The sequence below is a fragment of the Streptomyces sp. 6-11-2 genome, from assembly GCF_006540305.1.
In the GTDB taxonomy this organism is placed as follows: Bacteria; Actinomycetota; Actinomycetes; order Streptomycetales; family Streptomycetaceae; genus Streptomyces.
This window is the reverse complement of sequence record NZ_BJOR01000001.1, coordinates 4,137,293-4,156,157: the sequence shown is the minus strand read 5'-3', so window position 1 is coordinate 4,156,157 and position 18,865 is coordinate 4,137,293. Positions and strand designations below refer to the sequence as shown.

Here is an 18,865-nt window from a genome sequence, read left to right as displayed (position 1 = left end):
GTTCGTAGCAGTTGCCGCCGACAGCCCGCCCGGGCTGCCCTCGGCCGCTGTTGATCAGCGTGCCGGATCTGTGCCCGCCCGCGCGCACAGATCCGGCCGCGGGTGTCAGGCCAGCCGTCGGGCGCCCGCTGAAGGCACCGCCTCGAAGACGCGTGGGATCGTGTGGGCCGCCTTGGTGAAGGCCTCTTCCATTGCCTTGGTGAGGGTGGGGACGTCGGAGGTGTTGGTCAGGACGATCGCCGAGCCGCCGAAGCCGCCGCCGGTCATCCGGGCGCCGAGGGCGCCGGAGGCGAGGGCCGTGTCGACGACCAGGTCCAACTCCGGGCAGGAGACGCGGAAGTCGTCGCGCAGGGAGGCATGGCCCTCGGTCAGGATCGGGCCGATCGACCGGATGTCGCCCGACTCCAGGAGGGACACCACCCGTTCCGCCCGCTCGTCCTCCGTGACGACATGACGGACCAGCCGGGCCACCCCCTCCTCGCCGGCCAGGCCGGCCAGCGCCGCGTCCAGGCCGTCGTAGGGGATGTCGCGCAGGGCGTCCACGCCCAGCAGGGCCGCGCCCTTCTCGCAGTCCGCGCGGCGCCTGCCGTACTCGCCGCCGCTGTGGGCGTGCTGGACGCGGGTGTCGACGACCAGCAGGCACAGGCCCTCGGAAGCCAGGTCGAAGGGGATCTGACGCTGGGACAGGTCGCGGGTGTCCAGGAACAGGGCGTGGCCCGACTCGCAGCAGGCCGAGGCGGTCTGGTCCATGATGCCGGTGGGGGCGCCGACGTAGACGTTCTCGGCGCGCTGGCACAGGCGGGCCAGTTGCCAGCCCTTCAGGCCCAGGGCGTAGAGGTCGTTCAGGGCCAGGGCGACCACGACCTCCAGGGCCGCGGAGGAGGACAGGCCGGCGCCCGTGGGGACCGTCGACGCCAGGTGGACGTCCGCGCCGGTCACCTCGTGGCCCGCCTCGCGCAGGGCCCAGACCACGCCCGCGGGGTAGGCGGTCCAGTCGCGGTCGGACTCCGGGGTCAGTTCGTCGAGCCGCAGTTCCACCGGCCCTCCCGGCACGTCCGCCGAGTGCAGCCGCAGTACGCCGTCGTCGCGGCGCGCGACCGCGGCGGTCGTGACGTGCGGCAGCGCGAAGGGCATCACGAAGCCGTCGTTGTAGTCGGTGTGCTCGCCGATCAGGTTGACGCGGCCCGGCGCCGCCCAGACGCCCTCCGGCTCGGCGCCGTACAGCTCGGTGAAGCCTTCCCGGACCTCAAGTGCCCCCACTTACCGCTCCTTTGCGATGTGCTGCGCGAACTCCCAGGCATCCGCGACGATACCCGCGAGATCCGTGCGGGACGGGTTCCAGCCGAGCTTTTCGCGGGCGGCCGCCGCCGAGGCGACCAGGACCGCGGGATCGCCGGCCCGGCGCGGGGCCACGACCTCCGGGACGGGGTGGCCGGTGACCCGCCGGACGGTCTCGACGACCTCGCGGACGGAGAAGCCGTTGCCGTTGCCGAGGTTGCACACCAGGTGCTCGCCGGGCCGGGCGGCGTCCAGGGCCAGCAGATGGGCCTCGGCGAGGTCCGCCACGTGGATGTAGTCGCGTACGCAGGTGCCGTCCGGGGTCGGGTAGTCGTCGCCGTAGACGGAGATCGCCTCCCGCCTGCCCTGGGCGACCTGGAGGACCAGGGGAATCAGGTGCGACTCGGGGTCGTGGCGTTCGCCGTACGCGCCGTGCGCGCCGGCCACGTTGAAGTAGCGCAGCGAGACCGCGCCCAGGCCGTGGGCCGCCGCCTCGCCGGCGATCATGTGGTCGACGGCGAGCTTGGAGGCGCCGTAGGGGTTGGTGGGCCGGGTCGGGGCCGTCTCCACGATCGGGACCCGCTCCGGTTCGCCGTAGGTCGCCGCCGTGGAGGAGAAGACCAGCGTGCGTACGCCGGCCTCGCGCATCGCGGCGAGCAGGGCCATCGTGCCGCCGACGTTGTTCTCCCAGTACTTCTCCGGCTTCACCACCGACTCGCCCACCTGGGAGAAGGCGGCGAAGTGCAGCACCGCGGCGAAGGAGGGGTCAAGCCACTCGGCGGCGTCCCGGATGTCGCCCTCGACGAAGGAGGCGCCCGCGGGCACGCCCTCACGGAAGCCGGTGGACAGGTTGTCGAGCACGACGACCTCGTGACCGGCCTCCAGCAGGTGCTGGGCGACCACGCTGCCGACGTAGCCCGCGCCACCCGTCACCAGGTACTTCCCGCTCATGAACCCGCTACCTCCCGCAGGCGCTCGGCCGCACGCTCGGGCGGGACGTCGTTGATGAACACGTTCATGCCGGACTCGGAACCCGCGAGGAACTTCAGCTTGCCGGTAGTGCGGCGGATGGTGAAAAGCTCGAGGTGGAGCGCGAAGTCGTCGCGCGTGACACCGCCGGACCCGGCCGGCACGCCGAACGGGGCCTGGTGCCAGGCCGCGATGTACGGCGTCGGCGGGGCGCCCTCGCCGAAGAGCCGGTCGAAGCGCCGCAACAGGTCCAGATAGATCCCGGGGAACTCCGCGCGCGCCGCCTCGTCGAGTCCGAGCAGGTCGGGGACCCGGCGCCGGGGGTACAGGTGGACCTCGTAGGGCCAGTGCGCCGCGTATGGCACGAAGGCCACCCAGTGGTCGCCCTCGACGACCACCCGCTCGCCGGCCAGTTCGCGCTCCAGGACCGCGTCGAAGAGGTTCTCCCCGCCGGTGGCCTCCTGGTGCGCCGCCAGTGAGCGCAGCATCAGCGCGGTGCGCGGGGTGGTGAAGGGGTAGGCGTAGATCTGGCCGTGCGGGTGCCCCAGCGTCACGCCGATCTCGGATCCGCGGTTCTCGAAGCAGAACACCTGCTCCACGGAGGGCAGTCGGGACAGCTCCGCGGTGCGGTCCGTCCACGTGTCCAGGACCAGCCGGGCCTGCCGCTCGCTCAGGCCGGCGAACGAGGCGTCGTGGTCCGAGGTGAAGCAGACGACCTCGCAGCGGCCGAGGTCGCCGGTCAGCGAGGGGAAGCGGTTCTCGAAGACCACCACGTCGTAGAAGGAGTCGGGGATCTCGCTCAGGCGGTCGCTCGTGGAGGGGCACAGGGGGCACTCGTCGGCCGGCGGGTGGTAGGTGCGGCCCTGGCGGTGGGAGGCGACGGCGACCGCGTCGCCGAGCAGCACGTCCCGGCGCACCTCCGACGTGGTGACCGTCGGCTCCAGCGGGCGCCGGTCCACCGCGTCGCGCACGGTGTCGTCCCGCAGGTCGTAGTAGACGAGCTCACGACCGTCGGCCAGCCGGGTCGAGGTCTTCTTCACTGCCGGAACTCCCTACTGGTCCCCGGGCCGCCGGTCCGCGAGCCCACACCCCGTCGACACCCGACCACCCCAACACAATCAAACATAACACGCCACAACTCACCAGCCCTTTTCAGATCACGATCGAACAAAGCCCATCAACAAAAGTGTTCAATCCCTGAACGCGGAGGCGTAGGTTCCCGCTGGACCAGTTCGCGCGACGAAGTGAGTTCCCACGCAAACCCCCACGTCCCCACCCGACACCCGAACAGCCGCACCCCTCTTCCGATGCGATCACCCGATCAGCGAACGCCGGGCACACGCGTTCGAGTTCGACCGGCTCCACCGGGCAGGCCGTCAGGGCGCTCCGCGCCCTGGAATCCGGATGCGGCGGCACTCCGCACCGCTGTCACACGATGCGATTCCTACCCGGTCTGAACGGCGGGCCTCCTCGCAAGAGAGCAGGTGACCCGGGCGCCCCCCGTCCGGCGCGGGAGAGCCGGGCCGGACGACGGCGTTACGGCAGCGGGCCCGCGCGGTCCAGCAGGCCGGTGCGGGCGGCCAGGGCCGCCGCCTCCAGCCGCGAGCCCACTCCGAGCTTCATCAGGACCCGTTGGACGTGGGTCCGGGCCGTGCTGGGGGCGATGCCCATGCCGGCCGCGATCAGGCGGGTGTCCTCGCCCTCGGCGACCCGGACCAGGACCTCCACCTCGCGCGGGGTGAGCATCCGCAGCAGACGCTGGCCCTCGTCGTCCGGTGGGGCGGCGGGGTTCAGCAACTCGCCGAAGGCGCCCTGGAGGAGCTGGGGGGCGACGGCGGCCTCGCCCGCCCTCGCCTTGATGATCGCCCGCTCGACGCCCTCGATGCGCTCGTCGTGGCGTACGTACCCCGAGGCCCCCGCCGCGAAGGCGGCCGCGATGCCGCGCGGGGACGGAACCGGGCCGAGCACGACCACCGCGACCTGCGGACGCTCCCGCTTGATCTTCACCACCGGGTCGAAGATGCCGGGCTCGGCCGGTGCCGCCGTGCCCAGCAGGCACACCTCCGGAGCGCGGCTGATCACCAGGTCCGCCGCGCCCGCGGCCGGCGCCGCGGCGGCGAGCACGCGGTGTCCGCGCAGCTTCAGCGCCGAGGCCAGTGCCTCGGCCAGTAGCCGGTGGTCGTCGACCACCATGAGCCGCACTCCCATCGAGCCCCCAGTCCCCCCAAGGATGTCCACAGCCCCGGGCGGCGGCCCCCCGGCACGCCCGCCCGTCATGCCCCCGGAAGCTACACGCTTGTTCGACGTCGCGCTGCCCCTACCGGCGAGAAGTACCCACGGATCGGCGGACTTTTCGCATTCCTCGCATTCAAAACTCATTTCGAGGGTCATGCGGGGGCGTTGAGTGGTACGCGCACGGCCCCGCCCCCGGTCGGGGGCGGGGCCGTCTCGTTCCGGCCGTGCGGCGGATCAGCCGCCCGCTCCGAAGGCCAGCGCCAGGTAGTCCTTGCCGAGGGACGAGGACGACGCCTTGCGGGCGTAGATCGACGACATGTAGAGGTGACCCTGGGAGTAGAGGAACTCCGCGCGGTCCGGGGACATGGAGGTCTCCGCGTCGCGCACGTCCCGCGAGGCCGGGTTCTCCAGCAGCTTGGTCTGCTTGAAGCTGCCGCCGTCGATGCTGACGATCTGGCCGCCCTTGTCGTAGGGCGGGCTCTTGTACGCGATGACGTCGGCGCCGTCCATGCGCAGCGGGTAGATGTGGTAACCGTCGCCCGCGTCGGCCCGCTGGCCGGTCTGCTTGCCGGTGCCGAGGTCGAACGCGACGACCTCGTTGGTCTTGCGGAACTCTTCGCTGCCGTCGTGGTCCTCGGTGGGCACGTACAGCCGGTCGTTGCCGACCGCGAGGCCCCGGCAGTCCTCGACCCTGCTGATGCCGTCGCAGCGGGCCGCGTAGGTGTCGCCGGGCGCCGAGATGTGGGCGCGCAGCTTGCCGGTCCCGTTGTCGATGGAGAAGAAGTCCGAGATGCCGCTGCCGTCGCCCGCGCTCTGGCCGACGTCGGCGGCCACGACGAGCGGATCGGTCGAGACGATCGCGGCGTACTCGATGCCCTGCGACATCTTGTACTCCGAGATCACCTTGCCGGACTTCGGGTCGATCGTCTGGATGTGCAGCTGACGCTGCCCGTACTGGCCGCACTTGCGCACCGCGACCAGCTTCGCGCCACCGCCGTACCCGGCGTCGTAGCAGGTGTCGGCCGCCTTCGGGGCCCACAGGGCCTTGCCGTCCGCGATGTCGAAGGCGGCGCCGCCGCTGGTGCCGCCCACGGCGACCGTGCCGCCGCTGACGGTGACGTTGTCGAGCCTGATGGCCTGGTCACCGGACTTGACGGTCTGCGTCCACAGCTTCTTGCCGGCGTCGAGGTCGATCGCCGCGACCTGGCTGCAGCCGTGCGTGGGCTTGTCCTTGGTCGGCATGGCCGGCTCGTGGACGATCGCCGTCCTGCCGTCCGGGGTGGCGTGCTTGCTGGCCTCACACACCGGGCCGGGCAACTCGATCGTCCACAGCCTGGTGCCCTTGTCCCGGTCGTAGCCGACGATCTCGGCGACGCCACTCTTGACGTACGCCTTGTCCGTGAGCCAGGAGCCGGTGGTGGTGACCAGGTCGCTCACCTCGGGCATCGGCACCTGGTAGAGGACCTTGGCGGCCGGGTCGGACGGCGCCTTCTCCGTGCCGCCGGAGGCGGACTTCCCGTCGTCTTCCTTGCCGCCGGTGCCACCGCTGGAACTGGCGGTGTCCTGCTTGCCGCCGTCGGACCTGTTCGAGTACCAGATGCCGGTGCCGATGATCAGCGCGATCACGACGACGGTCGAGACGATCATCACCACCTGGGCGTTGATCTTCCGGCCGCCCCCCGGCTGTCCGGCCTGCGGCTGCGCCGGCACGGTCGGCGGCTGGCCGGGATAGCCGTACCCGGGCTGCTGGGCGCCGTACGGGTTCGGCTGCGCGGCGGGGGGCTGGGCGTAGGGGTTCGGCTGCAGGCCCGGGTAGCCGTAGCCGGACTGGGGCTGCGGCGGTCCGGCCGGGGGCGGCGGCGTCTGCGGGGCGCCCTGCGGTGCCTGCGGGTAGCCGTAACCCGGCGCCGGCTGAGGGGACTGGGCGAAGTCCGGACCGCCCGCGGGCGGCGTCTGCGGAGGTGGTGCGGGCTGCTGCGGCTGCTGGTCCCGCGGCGGGCCGAAGCCGCCGGGCTGCGGCGGCTGGTTGGGCGGCGGGGGCGGCTGGGACATGACGGGTGCACCTCGGGGGAAGCGGAGGGGACGGGACGACGGGGAAGCCGGGTGGCCGGAACGGCGTGCGGCGCCGGCCGCGCGTGGCGCGGCCGGCCGGGCTCACTTGCCGTAGGCGAGCATCAGCTTCTCCTTCGTGTCGGCCTTTCCGCGCAGCCGGGTGGTGGAGAGGTAGAAGCGTCCGTCGACCCAGTCGACGGCCCGCGAGTAGAAGCCGTTCTCGATCGACGCGGTGCCCTCCGGGTTCTGGAGCAGCTTGACCGGAGTGTGGGCCGAGCCCGCCGTCGCCACGGACACGATCTGGCCGCCCGCGTCGTACGACGGCTCGACGTACACGATGAGCTGCCCGTCCTCCACCTTGAGTGGCATCATCGAGGTGTCCGTCGGGGACTTCACGCGCCACTTCTCCTTGCCGGTGGCGAGGTTGAGGGCGACGATCTCGTTGGCGCCGGTGGTGACGTCGGTGGGCAGGTAGAGAGTGTCGGCGTCGGAGGCGACGGCCTGGCAGCCCTGGAGGTTACGGGCGAGGATGGCCCAGCCGCACTGGGCGTTGAAGTTCGACTTGGTGTCCACCTGGGAACGGATGGCGCCGCCGCTCAGCGTCGAGATGTTCCAGTGCTTCTTGTCCTTGTCCACCGAGTACACGACCACCGGGTCGACGGAGTAGACACGCTCGACCGACCAGTCCTTGGGGATCTTCTTGGTCCACCTGACCGCGCCGGTCGCGGGGTCGAGCTCCTGCACCTCGTCGTGCTCGTTCGAACCGCCGGCCCCGCAGGACGCCACGGAGATCAGCCGGGCACCACCCGCGAAGGCGCCGGGGAAGCAGGCCTGGCCGTAGCGCCGCTTGTCGAAGAGCTTCTTGCCGCTGTCGACGTCGTACGCCGTGCCCGACTGCGAGCGGCCCACCATCAGCGTCTTGCCGGCCACGGTCATCTCGATGGTGAGCGTGCTGTCGAACAGCTCGCCGTCCTCGACCTTGATGGTCCAGCCCTTCGCGCCGGTGTTCAGGTCGATCTGCTGGAGCTGGTTGCACTTGGCGCGGTCGCTGCTGCCGCTCATGTAGGCCACGACCACCTTGTCGTCGGCCGTCTTCCGCGGTGTCACCGCACAGATCTTCTCCGGGAACGTGATCGGTTCCCAGGTGGGCCTGCCGTCACCGACGTTGTAGGCGAAGACCTGCTTGTACGCCGCCTTCACCGCCGTCTTGCCGGTGATCCACATACCGGGGGCCTCGGCGCCGCCACCGGGCGCGGCGGGCGCCTCCTTGTACCAGAGCACCCTGGCCTCGCCGGACTTGCGGCCCGCGTTGAGGTCCTCCGCCTCCCCCTTGCCGTCGCCGCTGCCGTCACCGGGGTTGACCGGGGCGTCGGAGGCGGCGGAGTTCGAGGGCTTCGCGTCGCCGCTCGCGTCGGCGACCGGCTTCTTGTCGCCGTCGTCGCCGCTGACGGCCCAGACGGTGACACCGGCGACGAGCACGGCGGCCACCGCGGCGCCGATGATGGCCATGGTCCGGCCCTTGAACGGGCTGCCGGTGCCGCCGGGGGGCGGGGTGCCGGGCGCGCCCGCGAAGTGCGGCTGCTGCGGGTAGCCGTAGCCGGGCTGCTGCCCGTACGGCCCCGGCTGCTGTGGCTGCCCGTACGGGCCGGGTGCGGCGGGCGCGCCGTAGGGGCCGGGTGCGGCGGGCGCGCCGTAGGGGCCGGGTGCGGCGGGCGCGCCGTAGGGGCCGGGCTGGGCGTAGGGCCCGGGCTGCTGCGGGTAGCCGGGCTGCGGCGGTCCGGCGGGCGGGGGCGGCGGGGCCTGCGGCGGCTGGGCCGGGGGCGGGGGCGTGGTCTGGCGCGGGTCCTGGGGAGCTCCGAAACCGCCCTGCGCCGGTGGGGTCTGCGGCGGCCCGAAGCCGCCGGACTGCGGCGGCTGGTCCTGCGGCTGCTGCGGCTGATCCTGCGGTGCTCCGAAGCCGCCCTGGGGCGGCTGGCTGGGCGGCTGAGACATCAGCGCGCTTCCCCCTCAATCACTGCTTTTTAGCCACGCCCTGAGGTACCCGAAGAACCCAGAGCCGTCCGGGAAAGTCCCCGGACGGCTCATTCCTATCACTCGCAACCCGCCCGTCACCGGGCCGCGTCGGCCCCTGTTCCCAAGGGAGGACCGGCCCGTGACGCGCCCGTTATGCGTGGCGGGCCCGGGGGACTTTCCTCCAGAAAACCGCCACGCCGCGTTCACACGGCGCGTGCGCCCGCCCCCGACGGGACCGCCCGCAGCGCTACGCGTCCTCGGCGAGTTCGAGCCAGCGCATCTCCAGTTCCTCCCGCTCCCCCGCCAACGCGCGCAGCTCGGCGTCGAGTTCGGCGACCTTCGCGAAGTCGGTGGCGTGCTCGGCGATCCGCGTGTGCAGCGTGGACTCCTTCTCGGAGATCCGGTCCAACTGCCGCTCGATCTTCTGCAGTTCCTTCTTCGCGGCGCGCAGTTCGGCGGCGCTCCGCTCGGGCGCGGCCTGCTCGGCGACGGCCGACGGGACCGGGGCGGCGGCCGCGGCCTGCTGCTCCATCCGCTGCCGCCGCTCCAGGTACTCGTCGATGCCGCGCGGCAGCATCCGCAGCGCGCCGTCGCCGAGGAGCGCGTACACCGTGTCGGTGGTGCGCTCGACGAAGAAGCGGTCGTGGGAGATGACGATCATCGAGCCGGGCCAGCCGTCGAGGACGTCCTCGAGCTGGGTGAGGGTCTCGATGTCGAGGTCGTTGGTGGGCTCGTCGAGGAAGAGCACATTGGGCTCGTCCATGAGCAGGCGCAGCAGTTGCAGCCGCCGCCGCTCACCGCCGGACAGGTCACCCACCGGCGTCCACTGCTTCTCCTTGCCGAAGCCGAACGTCTCGCACAGCTGCCCGGCGGTCATCTCCCGCCCCTTGCCGAGGTCGACGCGCTCGCGCACCTGCTGCACGGCCTCGAGGACCCGCCAGTCCGGGTCGAGTTCGGCGACCTCCTGGGAGAGGTAGGCGAGCTTGACGGTCTTCCCGACGGCGATCCGCCCGCCGACGGGCTGTGCCTCGCCCTCGGTGCGGGCGGCGTCCGCCATGGCCCGCAGCAAGGAGGTCTTCCCGGCGCCGTTGACGCCGACGAGACCGATTCGGTCGCCCGGCCCGAGGTGCCAGGTGACGTGCTTGAGCAGCACCTTGGGCCCGGCCTGCACGGTGACGTCCTCGAGGTCGAGGACGGTCCTGCCCAGCCGGGAGGAGGCGAACTTCATCAGCTCGCTGCTGTCCCGCGGCGGCGGCACGTCCTTGATCAGCTCGTTGGCGGCCTCCACGCGGAAGCGCGGCTTGGAGGTGCGGGCGGGGGCGCCGCGCCGCAGCCAGGCCAGTTCCTTGCGGATCAGGTTCTGCCGCTTGACCTCCTCGGAGGCGGCGATGCGCTCGCGTTCGGCGCGGGCGAAGACGTAGTCGGAGTAGCCGCCCTCGTACTCGTACACCGCCCCGCGCTGCACGTCCCACATGCGGGTGCAGACCTGGTCGAGGAACCACCGGTCGTGGGTGACGCACACCAGCGCGGAGCGGCGCTCGCGCAGGTGCCGGGCCAGCCAGGAGATGCCCTCGACGTCGAGATGGTTGGTGGGCTCGTCCAGGACGAGCAGGTCCTGCTCCTCGATGAGCAGCTTGGCCAGCGCGATCCGCCGCCGCTCGCCGCCGGACAGCGGTCCGATGACGGTGTCGAGGCCCTTGGGGAAGCCCGGCAGGTCGAGCCCGCCGAACAGTCCGGTCAGGACATCCCTGACCTTGGCGTTGCCCGCCCACTCGTGGTCGGCCATGTCCCCGATGACCTCGTGGCGGACGGTGGCCTCCGGGTCGAGGGAGTCGTGCTGCGTGAGCACCCCGAGCCGCAGTCCGCCGGAGTGCGTGACCCGTCCGGTGTCGGCTCCCTCCAGCCTGGCCAGCATCCGGATCAGCGTGGTCTTGCCGTCACCGTTGCGCCCGACGACCCCGATCCGGTCCCCTTCGGACACACCGAGCGAGACACCGTCGAGCAGGGCGCGCGTGCCGTACACCTTGCTGACGTTCTCGACATTGACCAGGTTGACGGCCATTTCACTCCTGTGCGCGGGGGTCGGTCAGCTTTCTAGCGTAGGGCCTTGGAGGAAAGGGCTGGAACGTCGCGCTGCCGTCACTCTTCGTGATGACGTGATCGGGAGACGGCGGCTGCGGTGGAGAAACAGAGTTTCTCAGACCACTGTCGCCCCGGCCGTCGGCGACTCGGCGGCCCGGGCAGCTCGGCAGGTCCCCGACGTGAGCAGGGCCTGAGCCACCGCAGTCGCCGCCTCCGCATCGGCTGCCAGGAACGCCGTCGTCGGCCCCGACCCCGACACCAAGCCCGCCAGGGCCCCCGCCTCGCGGCCGACCGCGAGGGTGTCCGCGAGGGACGGGCGCAGGGAGAGCGCGGCGGGCTGGAGATCGTTGGAGAGCGCGGCGGCGAGGGCGGCGGTGTCCCCCTTCTCCAGCGCGGCCAGCAGGTCCTCGGAGGCGGTCGGCTCCGGGATCCGGACGCCCTCGTTCAGCCGGTCGAACTCGCGGAACACCGCCGGTGTGGACAGCCCTCCGTCGGCCAGCGCGAACACCCAGTGGAAGGTGCCGCCGACCTCCAGCGGGCGCAGCTTCTCCCCGCGCCCGGTGCCCAGCGCCGCCCCACCGACCAGACTGAACGGCACGTCGCTGCCCAACTCGGCGCAGATGTCGAGGAGTTCGTTGCGGGAGGCGTTGGTGCCCCAGAGTGCGTCACAGGCCAGCAGCGCGCCCGCGCCGTCCGCGCTGCCGCCCGCCATGCCCCCGGCGACCGGGATGTCCTTGGCGATGTGGATGTGCACGTCGGGGCTGCGGCCGTGGCGTTGGGCGAGGACGAGGGCGGCGCGGGCGGCGAGGTTCGTACGGTCCAGGGGGACCTGACCGGCGTCGTGGCCCGCGCAGGTCACGCGCAGCTCGTCGGCCTCGGTGACCGTGACCTCGTCGTACATACCGACCGCGAGGAAGACGTTCGCCAGGTCGTGGAAGCCGTCGGGACGGGCGGCGCCGACCGCGAGCTGGACGTTGACCTTCGCCGGGACGCGTACGGTGACGCTCACTTACCGGTCTCCTTGTGCTCGGCGATCCGTGCGAACTCCTCCACCGTCAGCGACTCGCCCCGCGCCTGCGGGGAGACCCCGGCGGCGACCAGGGCCGCCTCCGCCGCCGCGGCCGACCCGGCCCACCCGGCGAGCGCGGCCCGCAGGGTCTTGCGGCGCTGGGCGAAGGCCGCGTCGACGACGGCGAATACCTCGCGCTTGGTGGCGGTGGTCGCGACCGGTTCCGTGCGTCGGACCAGGGACACCAGTCCGCTGTCGACGTTCGGCGCGGGCCAGAAGACATTGCGGCCGATGGCCCCGGCCCGCTTGACCTCGGCGTACCAGTTCGCCTTCACGGACGGCACGCCGTACACCTTCGAGCCGGGCGCCGCGGCGAGCCGGTCGGCGACCTCCGCCTGCACCATCACGAGGGTGCGCTCGATGCTCGGGAAGGTGTCGAGCATGTGCAGCAGGACGGGCACGGCCACGTTGTAGGGGAGGTTCGCGACCAGGGCGGTGGGCGCGGGGCCCGGCAGCTCGGTGACGTGCATCGCGTCGGAGTGGACCAGCGCGAAACGGCCGGCGCGCTCCGGCATGCGGGCGGCGACGGTCGCGGGCAGCGCGGCGGCGAGTACGTCGTCGATCTCCACGGCGGTGACCCGGTCGGCGGCCTCCAGCAGGGCGAGGGTGAGGGAGCCGAGCCCCGGGCCGACCTCGACGACCACGTCCTCGGGGTGGACGTCGGCGGTGCGGACGATGCGGCGGACGGTGTTCGCGTCGATCACGAAGTTCTGGCCGCGTTGCTTGGTCGGGCGTACGCCGAGTGCTGCCGCCAGTTCGCGGATGTCGGCGGGACCCAGGAGGGCGTCGGGGGCGGGGCTGCTCACGGCACAAGGGTACGGGGCGCGGGTGGCGTGATTGCCACGGCCGCCCGGAGCCGGGTCCGGCCCGCGGCCGCCCGAAGCGGAGGCCGGCGCGCGGGGGACGGCCCGCCCGCGGCCGCGCCCGCCTAGTGCTGTGGCCGGAAAGGTTTGCCGGGAAGCTCGCGGCGTCCGGTGCTGGGGGCACCTCCCACGCCCTTCAGGCAGTGGGGGAACATCGCAAGGCGGAGCATTGCCCGCGTACCGGATGTACTCGGGTGATGCGACAACGCGGCGTGGGGGTACCCCCGGCCGAAGGCTGGGGGAGTGCCGTGCCGGGCGTCGCGAGCCGGTGAACCTTTCCGGTCACAGCACTAGCCTCGGAGCCGGTCGCCGCAGTGGGGCCAGGGGCTCGCCCCCCGGCTCACGTACAGCTTCTTCGCGCGGTAGGTCTGCTCCTCCGCCGGCGCGTCCTGGGGGCGGCCCCGGCCGCCGAGGCCGTGCCAGGTGTCTTCGTCGAACTGGTACAGGCCGCCGTACGTGCCCGAGGCGTCCACGGCGTCCGCCCGGCCGCCGGACTCGCACTGCGCGAGCCCCTGCCAGTCGAGGTGGTCGGCGCCCCGTACCGACGGCGGGTGGGCCTTGGTACCGACCTTCACGATCTGCGTCCGCGGCGCGCGCACCACCTCCGACTCCACGCGCCACGGCCGCTGCCGCACGCCGTTGACCGTGCGCACGGAGTACTCGACCCTGCGCACTCCCGGCTGTCCGGCCCGCTCGACGACCTCCGTCCCCCTGAGCAGGGTCGGGTCGGCGGTGCGCCGCACGGCGAACGGGATGAGCTCCTCGCGTGCCTCCCGGCTCCCGGTGATCCGCAGCACGGTGACCGTCTGCCCGTCGCGGGGGAAGCTGCCCGGCGCCACGGAGATGGTGTCCTGGCCCCGCAGGGTGATCCCGGCCTGCTCCACCACGTCCCGCACGGTCGCCGCGTTGGTGCGGACGGTGCGGGCGCGGCCGTCCGCCATGACGGTCACCGAACGCTCGGTGCGCACGTCGAGCGCGAGTCCGGCACGTCCGATGGGCTGCGAGCGCGCGGCCGACAGATACGCCCCCTCCGCGCGCACGCCCAGCTCCCTGAGCGCTTCCTCGACCGTGCGCGCCGTCGTCCACACCTCGCGGCGGTGTCCGTCGAGCGTCAGCCGGACCGGCCGCCCGTGGCGGACGGTGATCTCGTCGCCGCTGGTGAGCGCGGCCTCGGGGGCGGGCAGCACCACGTCGTGCGGCCCGAGCCGCACACCTTCGTCGGCCAGCAGTCCGGAGACGTCGTCGGCGAAGGTGTGCAGACTGCGCTCGCCGCCGTCGACGCTGAGCTCGATCGCCTTGTCCTCGGCGACGAACGCGGTGGTCCCGCCCGCCAGGAACGCGACGACCAGCGCGCGGGGCAGCAGCCGGCGCACGCACGCCTCGGGCCGCTCCGTGTACCGCGCCCTGCGCCGCCGCGCTCCCCGGTGCGTGCCGCTCCCCGCGCCGCTCGCCGTAGTGCTCTCGGCGTGGCGGGTCTGGCGGGGCAGTACCGGCTGGGTGGGCTCGTGAGCGGCGGACCGGCGCAGGGCCTCGTAGGCGGGCCCGTACGTGTCCGCGTACGGCGACCCGTGGGCTCCGTACGACAGCGTCTGCGCGGTGTGCACGTCGTGGTGGAGGGCGGTGTGCTCGTACTGCTCGTACTGCTCGTACGAGCTGTCCTGCTGGTACGGGCTGTCGTACTGCCGGTAGGGGTTGTCCTGCTCGTACGGGCTGCCGTACTGCCGGTACGCGTTGCCCTGTTGGTACGCATTGTCCTGCTGATACGGGTTGTTGTACTGCTCGTACGCGCCGCCGTACTGCTCGTACGGGTTGTACGGCCCGTAGGACTCATACGTCTCGTAGGTCTCGTATGCGCCGTACGTCTCGTACGCCTCGTAGCGCAGATTGCTCACGCGGCCAGAACCTAGCGGAGCGCCCGTCACTCTCCAAAGCGCCCCGGATGCGCTCAGTAGCCGAAAGCGCGGGCCGTGTTGACCGCCAGTGCCGTCGCCAGAGTGTCCTCGTCGATGCCGCGCACAGCGGCCATCGCACGCACCGTGACCGGAACGAGGTACGGGGCGTTGGGCCGTCCGCGGTACGGCGCCGGGGTCAGGAAGGGCGCGTCGGTCTCCACCAGGACCAGCTCCAGCGGGGCGACGGCGAGGGCGTCCCGCAGGTTCTGGGCGTTCTTGAAGGTGACGTTGCCGGCGAAGGACATGTAGTAGCCGGCGCGGGCGCACACCTCGGCCATCTCCGCGTCGCCCGAGTAGCAGTGGAACACCGTCCGCTCGGGGGCGCCCTCCTCCTTGAGGACGCGCAGGACGTCGGCGTGCGCGTCCCGGTCGTGGATGACGAGGGCCTTGCCGTGCCGCTTGGCGATCTCGATATGGGCGCGGAAGGAAAGCTCCTGCGCCGCCTTGCCCTCGGGACCGGTGCGGAAGTAGTCGAGTCCGGTCTCCCCGACGCCCTTGACCTGGGGCAGCGCGGCCAGCCGGTCGATCTCGGCCAGGGCCTCGTCGAGCCCGGTGTCCCCGCCCGGCTCGCGCGCGCCCTGCCGCGACCAGCCGTCGGGGTCGCCGTGGACGATGCGCGGAGCCTCGTTCGGGTGCAGGGCGACCGTCGCGTGGACACTGTCGTACGCCGCGGCCGTCTCGGCGGCCCACCGCGAGCCGTTGAGGTCGCAGCCGACCTGGACGACCGTCGTCACGCCCACCGACGCGGCCTTGGCCAGGCCTTCCTCGACCGTGCCGGACTGCATGTCGAGGTGGGTGTGGGAGTCGGCGACCGGTATCCGGAGCGGCTCCGGAAGCGGGGGCGCCGCGTTCTTGTCGGCGTTCGAAGGCATGCCCCGATCCTACGGAAGGGGCGGGGGTCCTCATCGTCCACCGCTCGTCGTGAGGCGGCGCTCAGCCCGCCTTGCGGTGGAAGGGGTGCAGCAGGTCCGACAGATGCCAGTGGTGGTCGCCGTGGCCGGTGCGGGTGCCCTGCGCGCGGTCCGCCGCCTCCTCCCCCGACGGGGACGTCCCGACCCGGTTCGCCACGGGTGGCACCGGATGGTGCCGGCGTTCCTCGTGCCGGTGCAGATGGCTCTGCGCGGACGACACCCGGCCGGCCATCATGATCCGGACGACGTGCCCGTCGCAGTTCTGGCAACGCGGCCGGCTCAGCGGGGACGGCACGACGCGGCCGTCCGCCACGTACCGCACGCACTCGTTGCCCTCGCCGTCCGTGTAGTGCTCTATCTCGTACGACTGCTCCCATCCGTGCCCGCACCTCATGCAGGCGAAGGAGTAGGACTCGTTGACGACGGCCATGGCCGCACCGCGGTGGCCGTACCGCCGCCCTGTGATGTCACTCACGCCAGCTCCTCGTGTCCGCTGGACAAAGGGGACGGTTGCCGTCCCGTCGTCCAGTGAACTCCTCCGCCGTCGGCGGCGCACAAGGCCTGGGGAGTGTTGGAGGCGTTTTGGGCCCCGCTTGCCAAAGGGTCCCTCCCGCGGCCGAAGTCCCTTTGCCTTCCCGGACGGCTCTTTGCCACTCCATGGGGCGGCCGCTCATGAGAGATGCGCCCTGCTCAGAGCGGGTGTGAGCGAGGTCTCACGCCCCCGCGCGCTTGGCGGCGACCACCGCGTCGAACACCTCCCGCTTGGGCACCCCGGCCTCGGCCGCGACCGCCGCGATGGCCTCCTTGCGGCGTTCCCCGGCCTCCTCGCGCACCCGCACCCGCCGCACCAGTTCCTCGGGGCCGATCTCCTCTGGTCCCTTCTCGGGCGCCCCCTCGACCACGACGGTGATCTCGCCGCGCACGCCCTCGGCGGCCCACGCGGCCAGTTCCCCGAGCCCGCCGCGCCGCACCTCCTCGTAGGTCTTGGTCAGCTCCCGGCACACGGCGCCCCGCCGCTCGGCGCCGAACACCTCGGCCATCGCCGCGAGCGTGTCGTCGAGCCGGTGCGGGGCCTCGAAGTAGACCAGCGTGCGCCGCTCGTCCGCGACCTCCCGCAGCCGGGTCAGCCGCTCGCCCGCCTTGCGCGGCAGGAATCCCTCGAAACAGAACCGGTCGACCGGCAGCCCGGACAGCGCCAGCGCGGTGAGCACGGCGGACGGGCCCGGTACGGCCGTCACCCGGACGTCCTGCTCCACGGCGGCCGCGACCAGCCGGTAGCCCGGGTCGGAGACGGACGGCATGCCCGCGTCCGTCACCAGCAGCACACGCGCCCCGCCGAGCAGTTCCTCGACCAGTTCCGGGGTGCGGGCGGACTCGTTGCCCTCGAAGTACGACACGACGCGCCCCTTGGGGGTGACGCCGAGCGCCTGGGTGAGCCGGCGCAGCCGCCGGGTGTCCTCGGCGGCGACCACGTCCGCGCCGGCCAGTTCCTCCGCGAGCCGGGGCGGCGCGTCCTGGACGTCGCCGATGGGAGTGCCCGCCAAAACAAGGATTCCAGTCACGCACCCCATCCTCTCAAGTGCCGTCGCGGGCGGACGCGTCCCGGCCGGTACCGGCCATGCGCGGGACTCACACAGAACGGTTCCCTACGATGGCGCGGTGACCAGTACCGCGTCCCACACGGACACCCGGCAGGGCCCGGCCCCGCACGACCAGCGGCCGACGTGGCAGCAGCGCCTGCGCCGCTTCGGCCACTCCGCGGGGCCCGCGAGCGGCGGCAGTGGCGTCGTCGACCGTCTGGTGCCGCCGTATGCGCGGCCCGGGGAGCGCCTGTGGGCCGCCCTCGGCATCCCGCGGACCCTCGCCGACCGGATCGTCCGCTGGTCGGGCTGGGGCGGCCCGTTGCTGGTCACGCTGGTGGCGGGCGTGCTGCGGTTCTGGAACCTGGGCAGCCCGAAGGCGGTGATATTCGACGAGACGTACTACGCCAAGGACGCGTGGGCGCTCGTCCACCGCGGCTTCGAGGTCAACTGGGACAAGAACGCCAACGACCTGATCCTCAAGACCGGCGGGCACATCCCGATCCCCTCGGACGCGGCCTATGTCGTGCACCCCCCGGTCGGCAAGTACGTGATCGGCCTCGGCGAGCTGCTCTTCGGGTTCAACCCGTTCGGCTGGCGCTTCATGACGGCCCTGCTCGGCACGCTGTCGGTGCTGATGCTGTGCCGGATCGGCCGGCGGCTGTTCCGCTCCACCTTCCTCGGCTGCCTGGCGGGCGCGCTGATGGCGGTGGACGGCCTGCACTTCGTGATGAGCCGGACCGCGCTGCTGGACGGCGTGCTGATGTTCTTCGTGCTGGCCGCCTTCGGCTGCCTGCTGATCGACCGCGACCGGGCCCGGGAGAAACTCGCCGCCGCGCTCCCGACCGACGCCGACGGGCGGGTGCGGCCCGACGCGCACACGGCCGAGACGGCCCGCCTCGGCCTGCGCCCATGGCGCTGGGCGGCCGGCCTCATGCTGGGCCTGGCGTTCGGCACCAAGTGGAACGGCCTGTACATCCTGGCCGCGTTCTGCGTGATGGCCGTCCTGTGGGACGTGGGCGCCCGCAAGGTGGCCGGCGCCTGGCACCCGTACACGGCCGTGCTGAAGCGGGACACCGGCATCACGTTCCTGGCCACGGTCCCGGTCGCGATCGCCGTCTACCTCGTCTCCTGGATCGGCTGGATCCGCTCCCCCGCCGACGGCAGCGGCGGCTACTTCCGCGACTGGGCCACGACCGACGGCAAGGGCGGCGGCTTCACCTTCCTGCCGGACTGGCTGCGCAGCCTGTGGCACTACGAGCACGAGGTCTACAAGTTCCACGTCGGCCTGTCCTCGCCGCACAACTACCAGTCCAACCCGTGGAGCTGGATCGTCGACGGCCGCCCGGTGTCGTACTTCTACGAGTCGCCCTCCCCCGGCACGGCAGGCTGTCCCACGGACGCCGCCGGCAAGTGCGCCCGCGAGGTCCTCGCCATCGGCACGCCGATGCTGTGGTGGGCGGCCTGCGCCGCGCTGGTGTACGTCCTGTGGCGCTGGTTCTTCCGCCGCGACTGGCGCGCGGGCGCCATCGCCTGCGGCGCCGCCGCAGGCTACCTGCCCTGGTTCATGTACCAGGAGCGCACGATCTTCTTCTTCTACGCCATCGTCTTCCTCCCCTTCCTGTGCCTGGCGGTGGCGATGCTGATCGGCGCGCTCGTGGGCCCGCCCGGCTCCTCGGAGACCCGCCGCGTCGCGGGCGCCACCGGCGCGGGCGTCCTGTTCCTGCTGATCGCCTGGAACTTCGTCTACTTCTGGCCGCTGTACACGGGCACGTCGATTCCCATCGACTCGTGGCGTTCAAGGATGTGGTTGGACACCTGGGTCTAGCTGGGCAGACACACCAGGAGGGCGCGGCCGATG

The 18,865-nt window shown here is 72.3% G+C and carries 14 protein-coding genes; 1 reads left to right on the top strand and 13 read right to left on the bottom strand.

Going from position 1 to position 18,865, the window contains the following annotated elements:
• Positions 1 to 105: 105 nt before the first annotated feature.
• The 13 genes from galK to rsmI all read right to left on the bottom strand — a co-directional run bounded on the left by galK (position 106) and on the right by rsmI (position 16,986).
• On the bottom strand, positions 106 to 1,260 hold the full coding sequence (gene galK / locus TNCT6_RS18250) for a galactokinase (protein WP_141360373.1): 1,155 nt from the start codon (positions 1,258 to 1,260) through the stop codon (positions 106 to 108).
• Positions 1,261 to 2,229: a UDP-glucose 4-epimerase GalE gene (gene galE, locus TNCT6_RS18245; RefSeq protein ID WP_141360372.1), complete on the bottom strand. Its 969-nt coding sequence runs from the start codon at positions 2,227 to 2,229 to the stop codon at positions 1,261 to 1,263.
• Positions 2,226 to 3,287 carry a galactose-1-phosphate uridylyltransferase gene (galT, locus tag TNCT6_RS18240; protein WP_141360371.1) on the bottom strand — a complete coding sequence of 354 codons (1,062 nt, stop codon included), beginning with the start codon at positions 3,285 to 3,287 and terminating at the stop codon, positions 2,226 to 2,228. The genes galE and galT overlap by 4 nt, the downstream gene beginning before the upstream one ends.
• A 496-nt stretch (positions 3,288 to 3,783) precedes the next feature.
• Positions 3,784 to 4,455, bottom strand: a complete 672-nt coding sequence (locus TNCT6_RS18235; protein ID WP_141360370.1) for a response regulator transcription factor — start codon at positions 4,453 to 4,455, stop codon at positions 3,784 to 3,786.
• Between the two features lie 261 nt (positions 4,456 to 4,716).
• Positions 4,717 to 6,534 carry a PQQ-binding-like beta-propeller repeat protein gene (locus tag TNCT6_RS18230; protein WP_141360369.1) on the bottom strand — a complete coding sequence of 606 codons (1,818 nt, stop codon included), beginning with the start codon at positions 6,532 to 6,534 and terminating at the stop codon, positions 4,717 to 4,719.
• A gap of 102 nt (positions 6,535 to 6,636) precedes the next feature.
• A complete protein-coding gene (locus tag TNCT6_RS18225; protein ID WP_141360368.1) occupies positions 6,637 to 8,526 on the bottom strand; it encodes a PQQ-binding-like beta-propeller repeat protein in 1,890 nt (629 codons plus the stop codon).
• Between the two features lie 268 nt (positions 8,527 to 8,794).
• Positions 8,795 to 10,609 carry an ABC-F family ATP-binding cassette domain-containing protein gene (locus TNCT6_RS18220; RefSeq protein ID WP_141360367.1) on the bottom strand — a complete coding sequence of 605 codons (1,815 nt, stop codon included), beginning with the start codon at positions 10,607 to 10,609 and terminating at the stop codon, positions 8,795 to 8,797.
• A 135-nt stretch (positions 10,610 to 10,744) separates the two neighbouring features.
• Positions 10,745 to 11,638: a 4-(cytidine 5'-diphospho)-2-C-methyl-D-erythritol kinase gene (locus TNCT6_RS18215; RefSeq protein WP_141360366.1), complete on the bottom strand. Its 894-nt coding sequence runs from the start codon at positions 11,636 to 11,638 to the stop codon at positions 10,745 to 10,747.
• Positions 11,635 to 12,504 (bottom strand): 16S rRNA (adenine(1518)-N(6)/adenine(1519)-N(6))-dimethyltransferase RsmA, encoded by an 870-nt coding sequence (gene rsmA / locus TNCT6_RS18210; RefSeq protein ID WP_141360365.1) that lies wholly within the window; start codon positions 12,502 to 12,504, stop codon positions 11,635 to 11,637. The genes TNCT6_RS18215 and rsmA overlap by 4 nt, the downstream gene beginning before the upstream one ends.
• A 347-nt stretch (positions 12,505 to 12,851) precedes the next feature.
• Complete coding sequence (locus TNCT6_RS40940) at positions 12,852 to 14,165, bottom strand: resuscitation-promoting factor (protein ID WP_253266419.1); 1,314 nt, start codon at positions 14,163 to 14,165, stop codon at positions 12,852 to 12,854.
• Between the two features lie 341 nt (positions 14,166 to 14,506).
• Complete coding sequence (locus TNCT6_RS40935; RefSeq protein WP_141360364.1) at positions 14,507 to 15,385, bottom strand: TatD family hydrolase; 879 nt, start codon at positions 15,383 to 15,385, stop codon at positions 14,507 to 14,509.
• Positions 15,386 to 15,446: 61 nt separating this feature from the next.
• The gene (locus TNCT6_RS18195; RefSeq protein WP_141360363.1) at positions 15,447 to 15,899 is read right to left on the bottom strand and encodes a hypothetical protein; all 453 of its coding nucleotides are present in this window, start codon (positions 15,897 to 15,899) and stop codon (positions 15,447 to 15,449) included.
• A gap of 238 nt (positions 15,900 to 16,137) precedes the next feature.
• Positions 16,138 to 16,986 carry a 16S rRNA (cytidine(1402)-2'-O)-methyltransferase gene (gene rsmI, locus TNCT6_RS18190; RefSeq protein ID WP_141360362.1) on the bottom strand — a complete coding sequence of 283 codons (849 nt, stop codon included), beginning with the start codon at positions 16,984 to 16,986 and terminating at the stop codon, positions 16,138 to 16,140.
• Between the two features lie 97 nt (positions 16,987 to 17,083).
• Between rsmI and TNCT6_RS18185 the strand changes: the two genes are divergently transcribed.
• A complete protein-coding gene (locus TNCT6_RS18185) occupies positions 17,084 to 18,832 on the top strand; it encodes a dolichyl-phosphate-mannose--protein mannosyltransferase (protein WP_172632946.1) in 1,749 nt (582 codons plus the stop codon).
• Positions 18,833 to 18,865 lie beyond the last annotated feature (33 nt).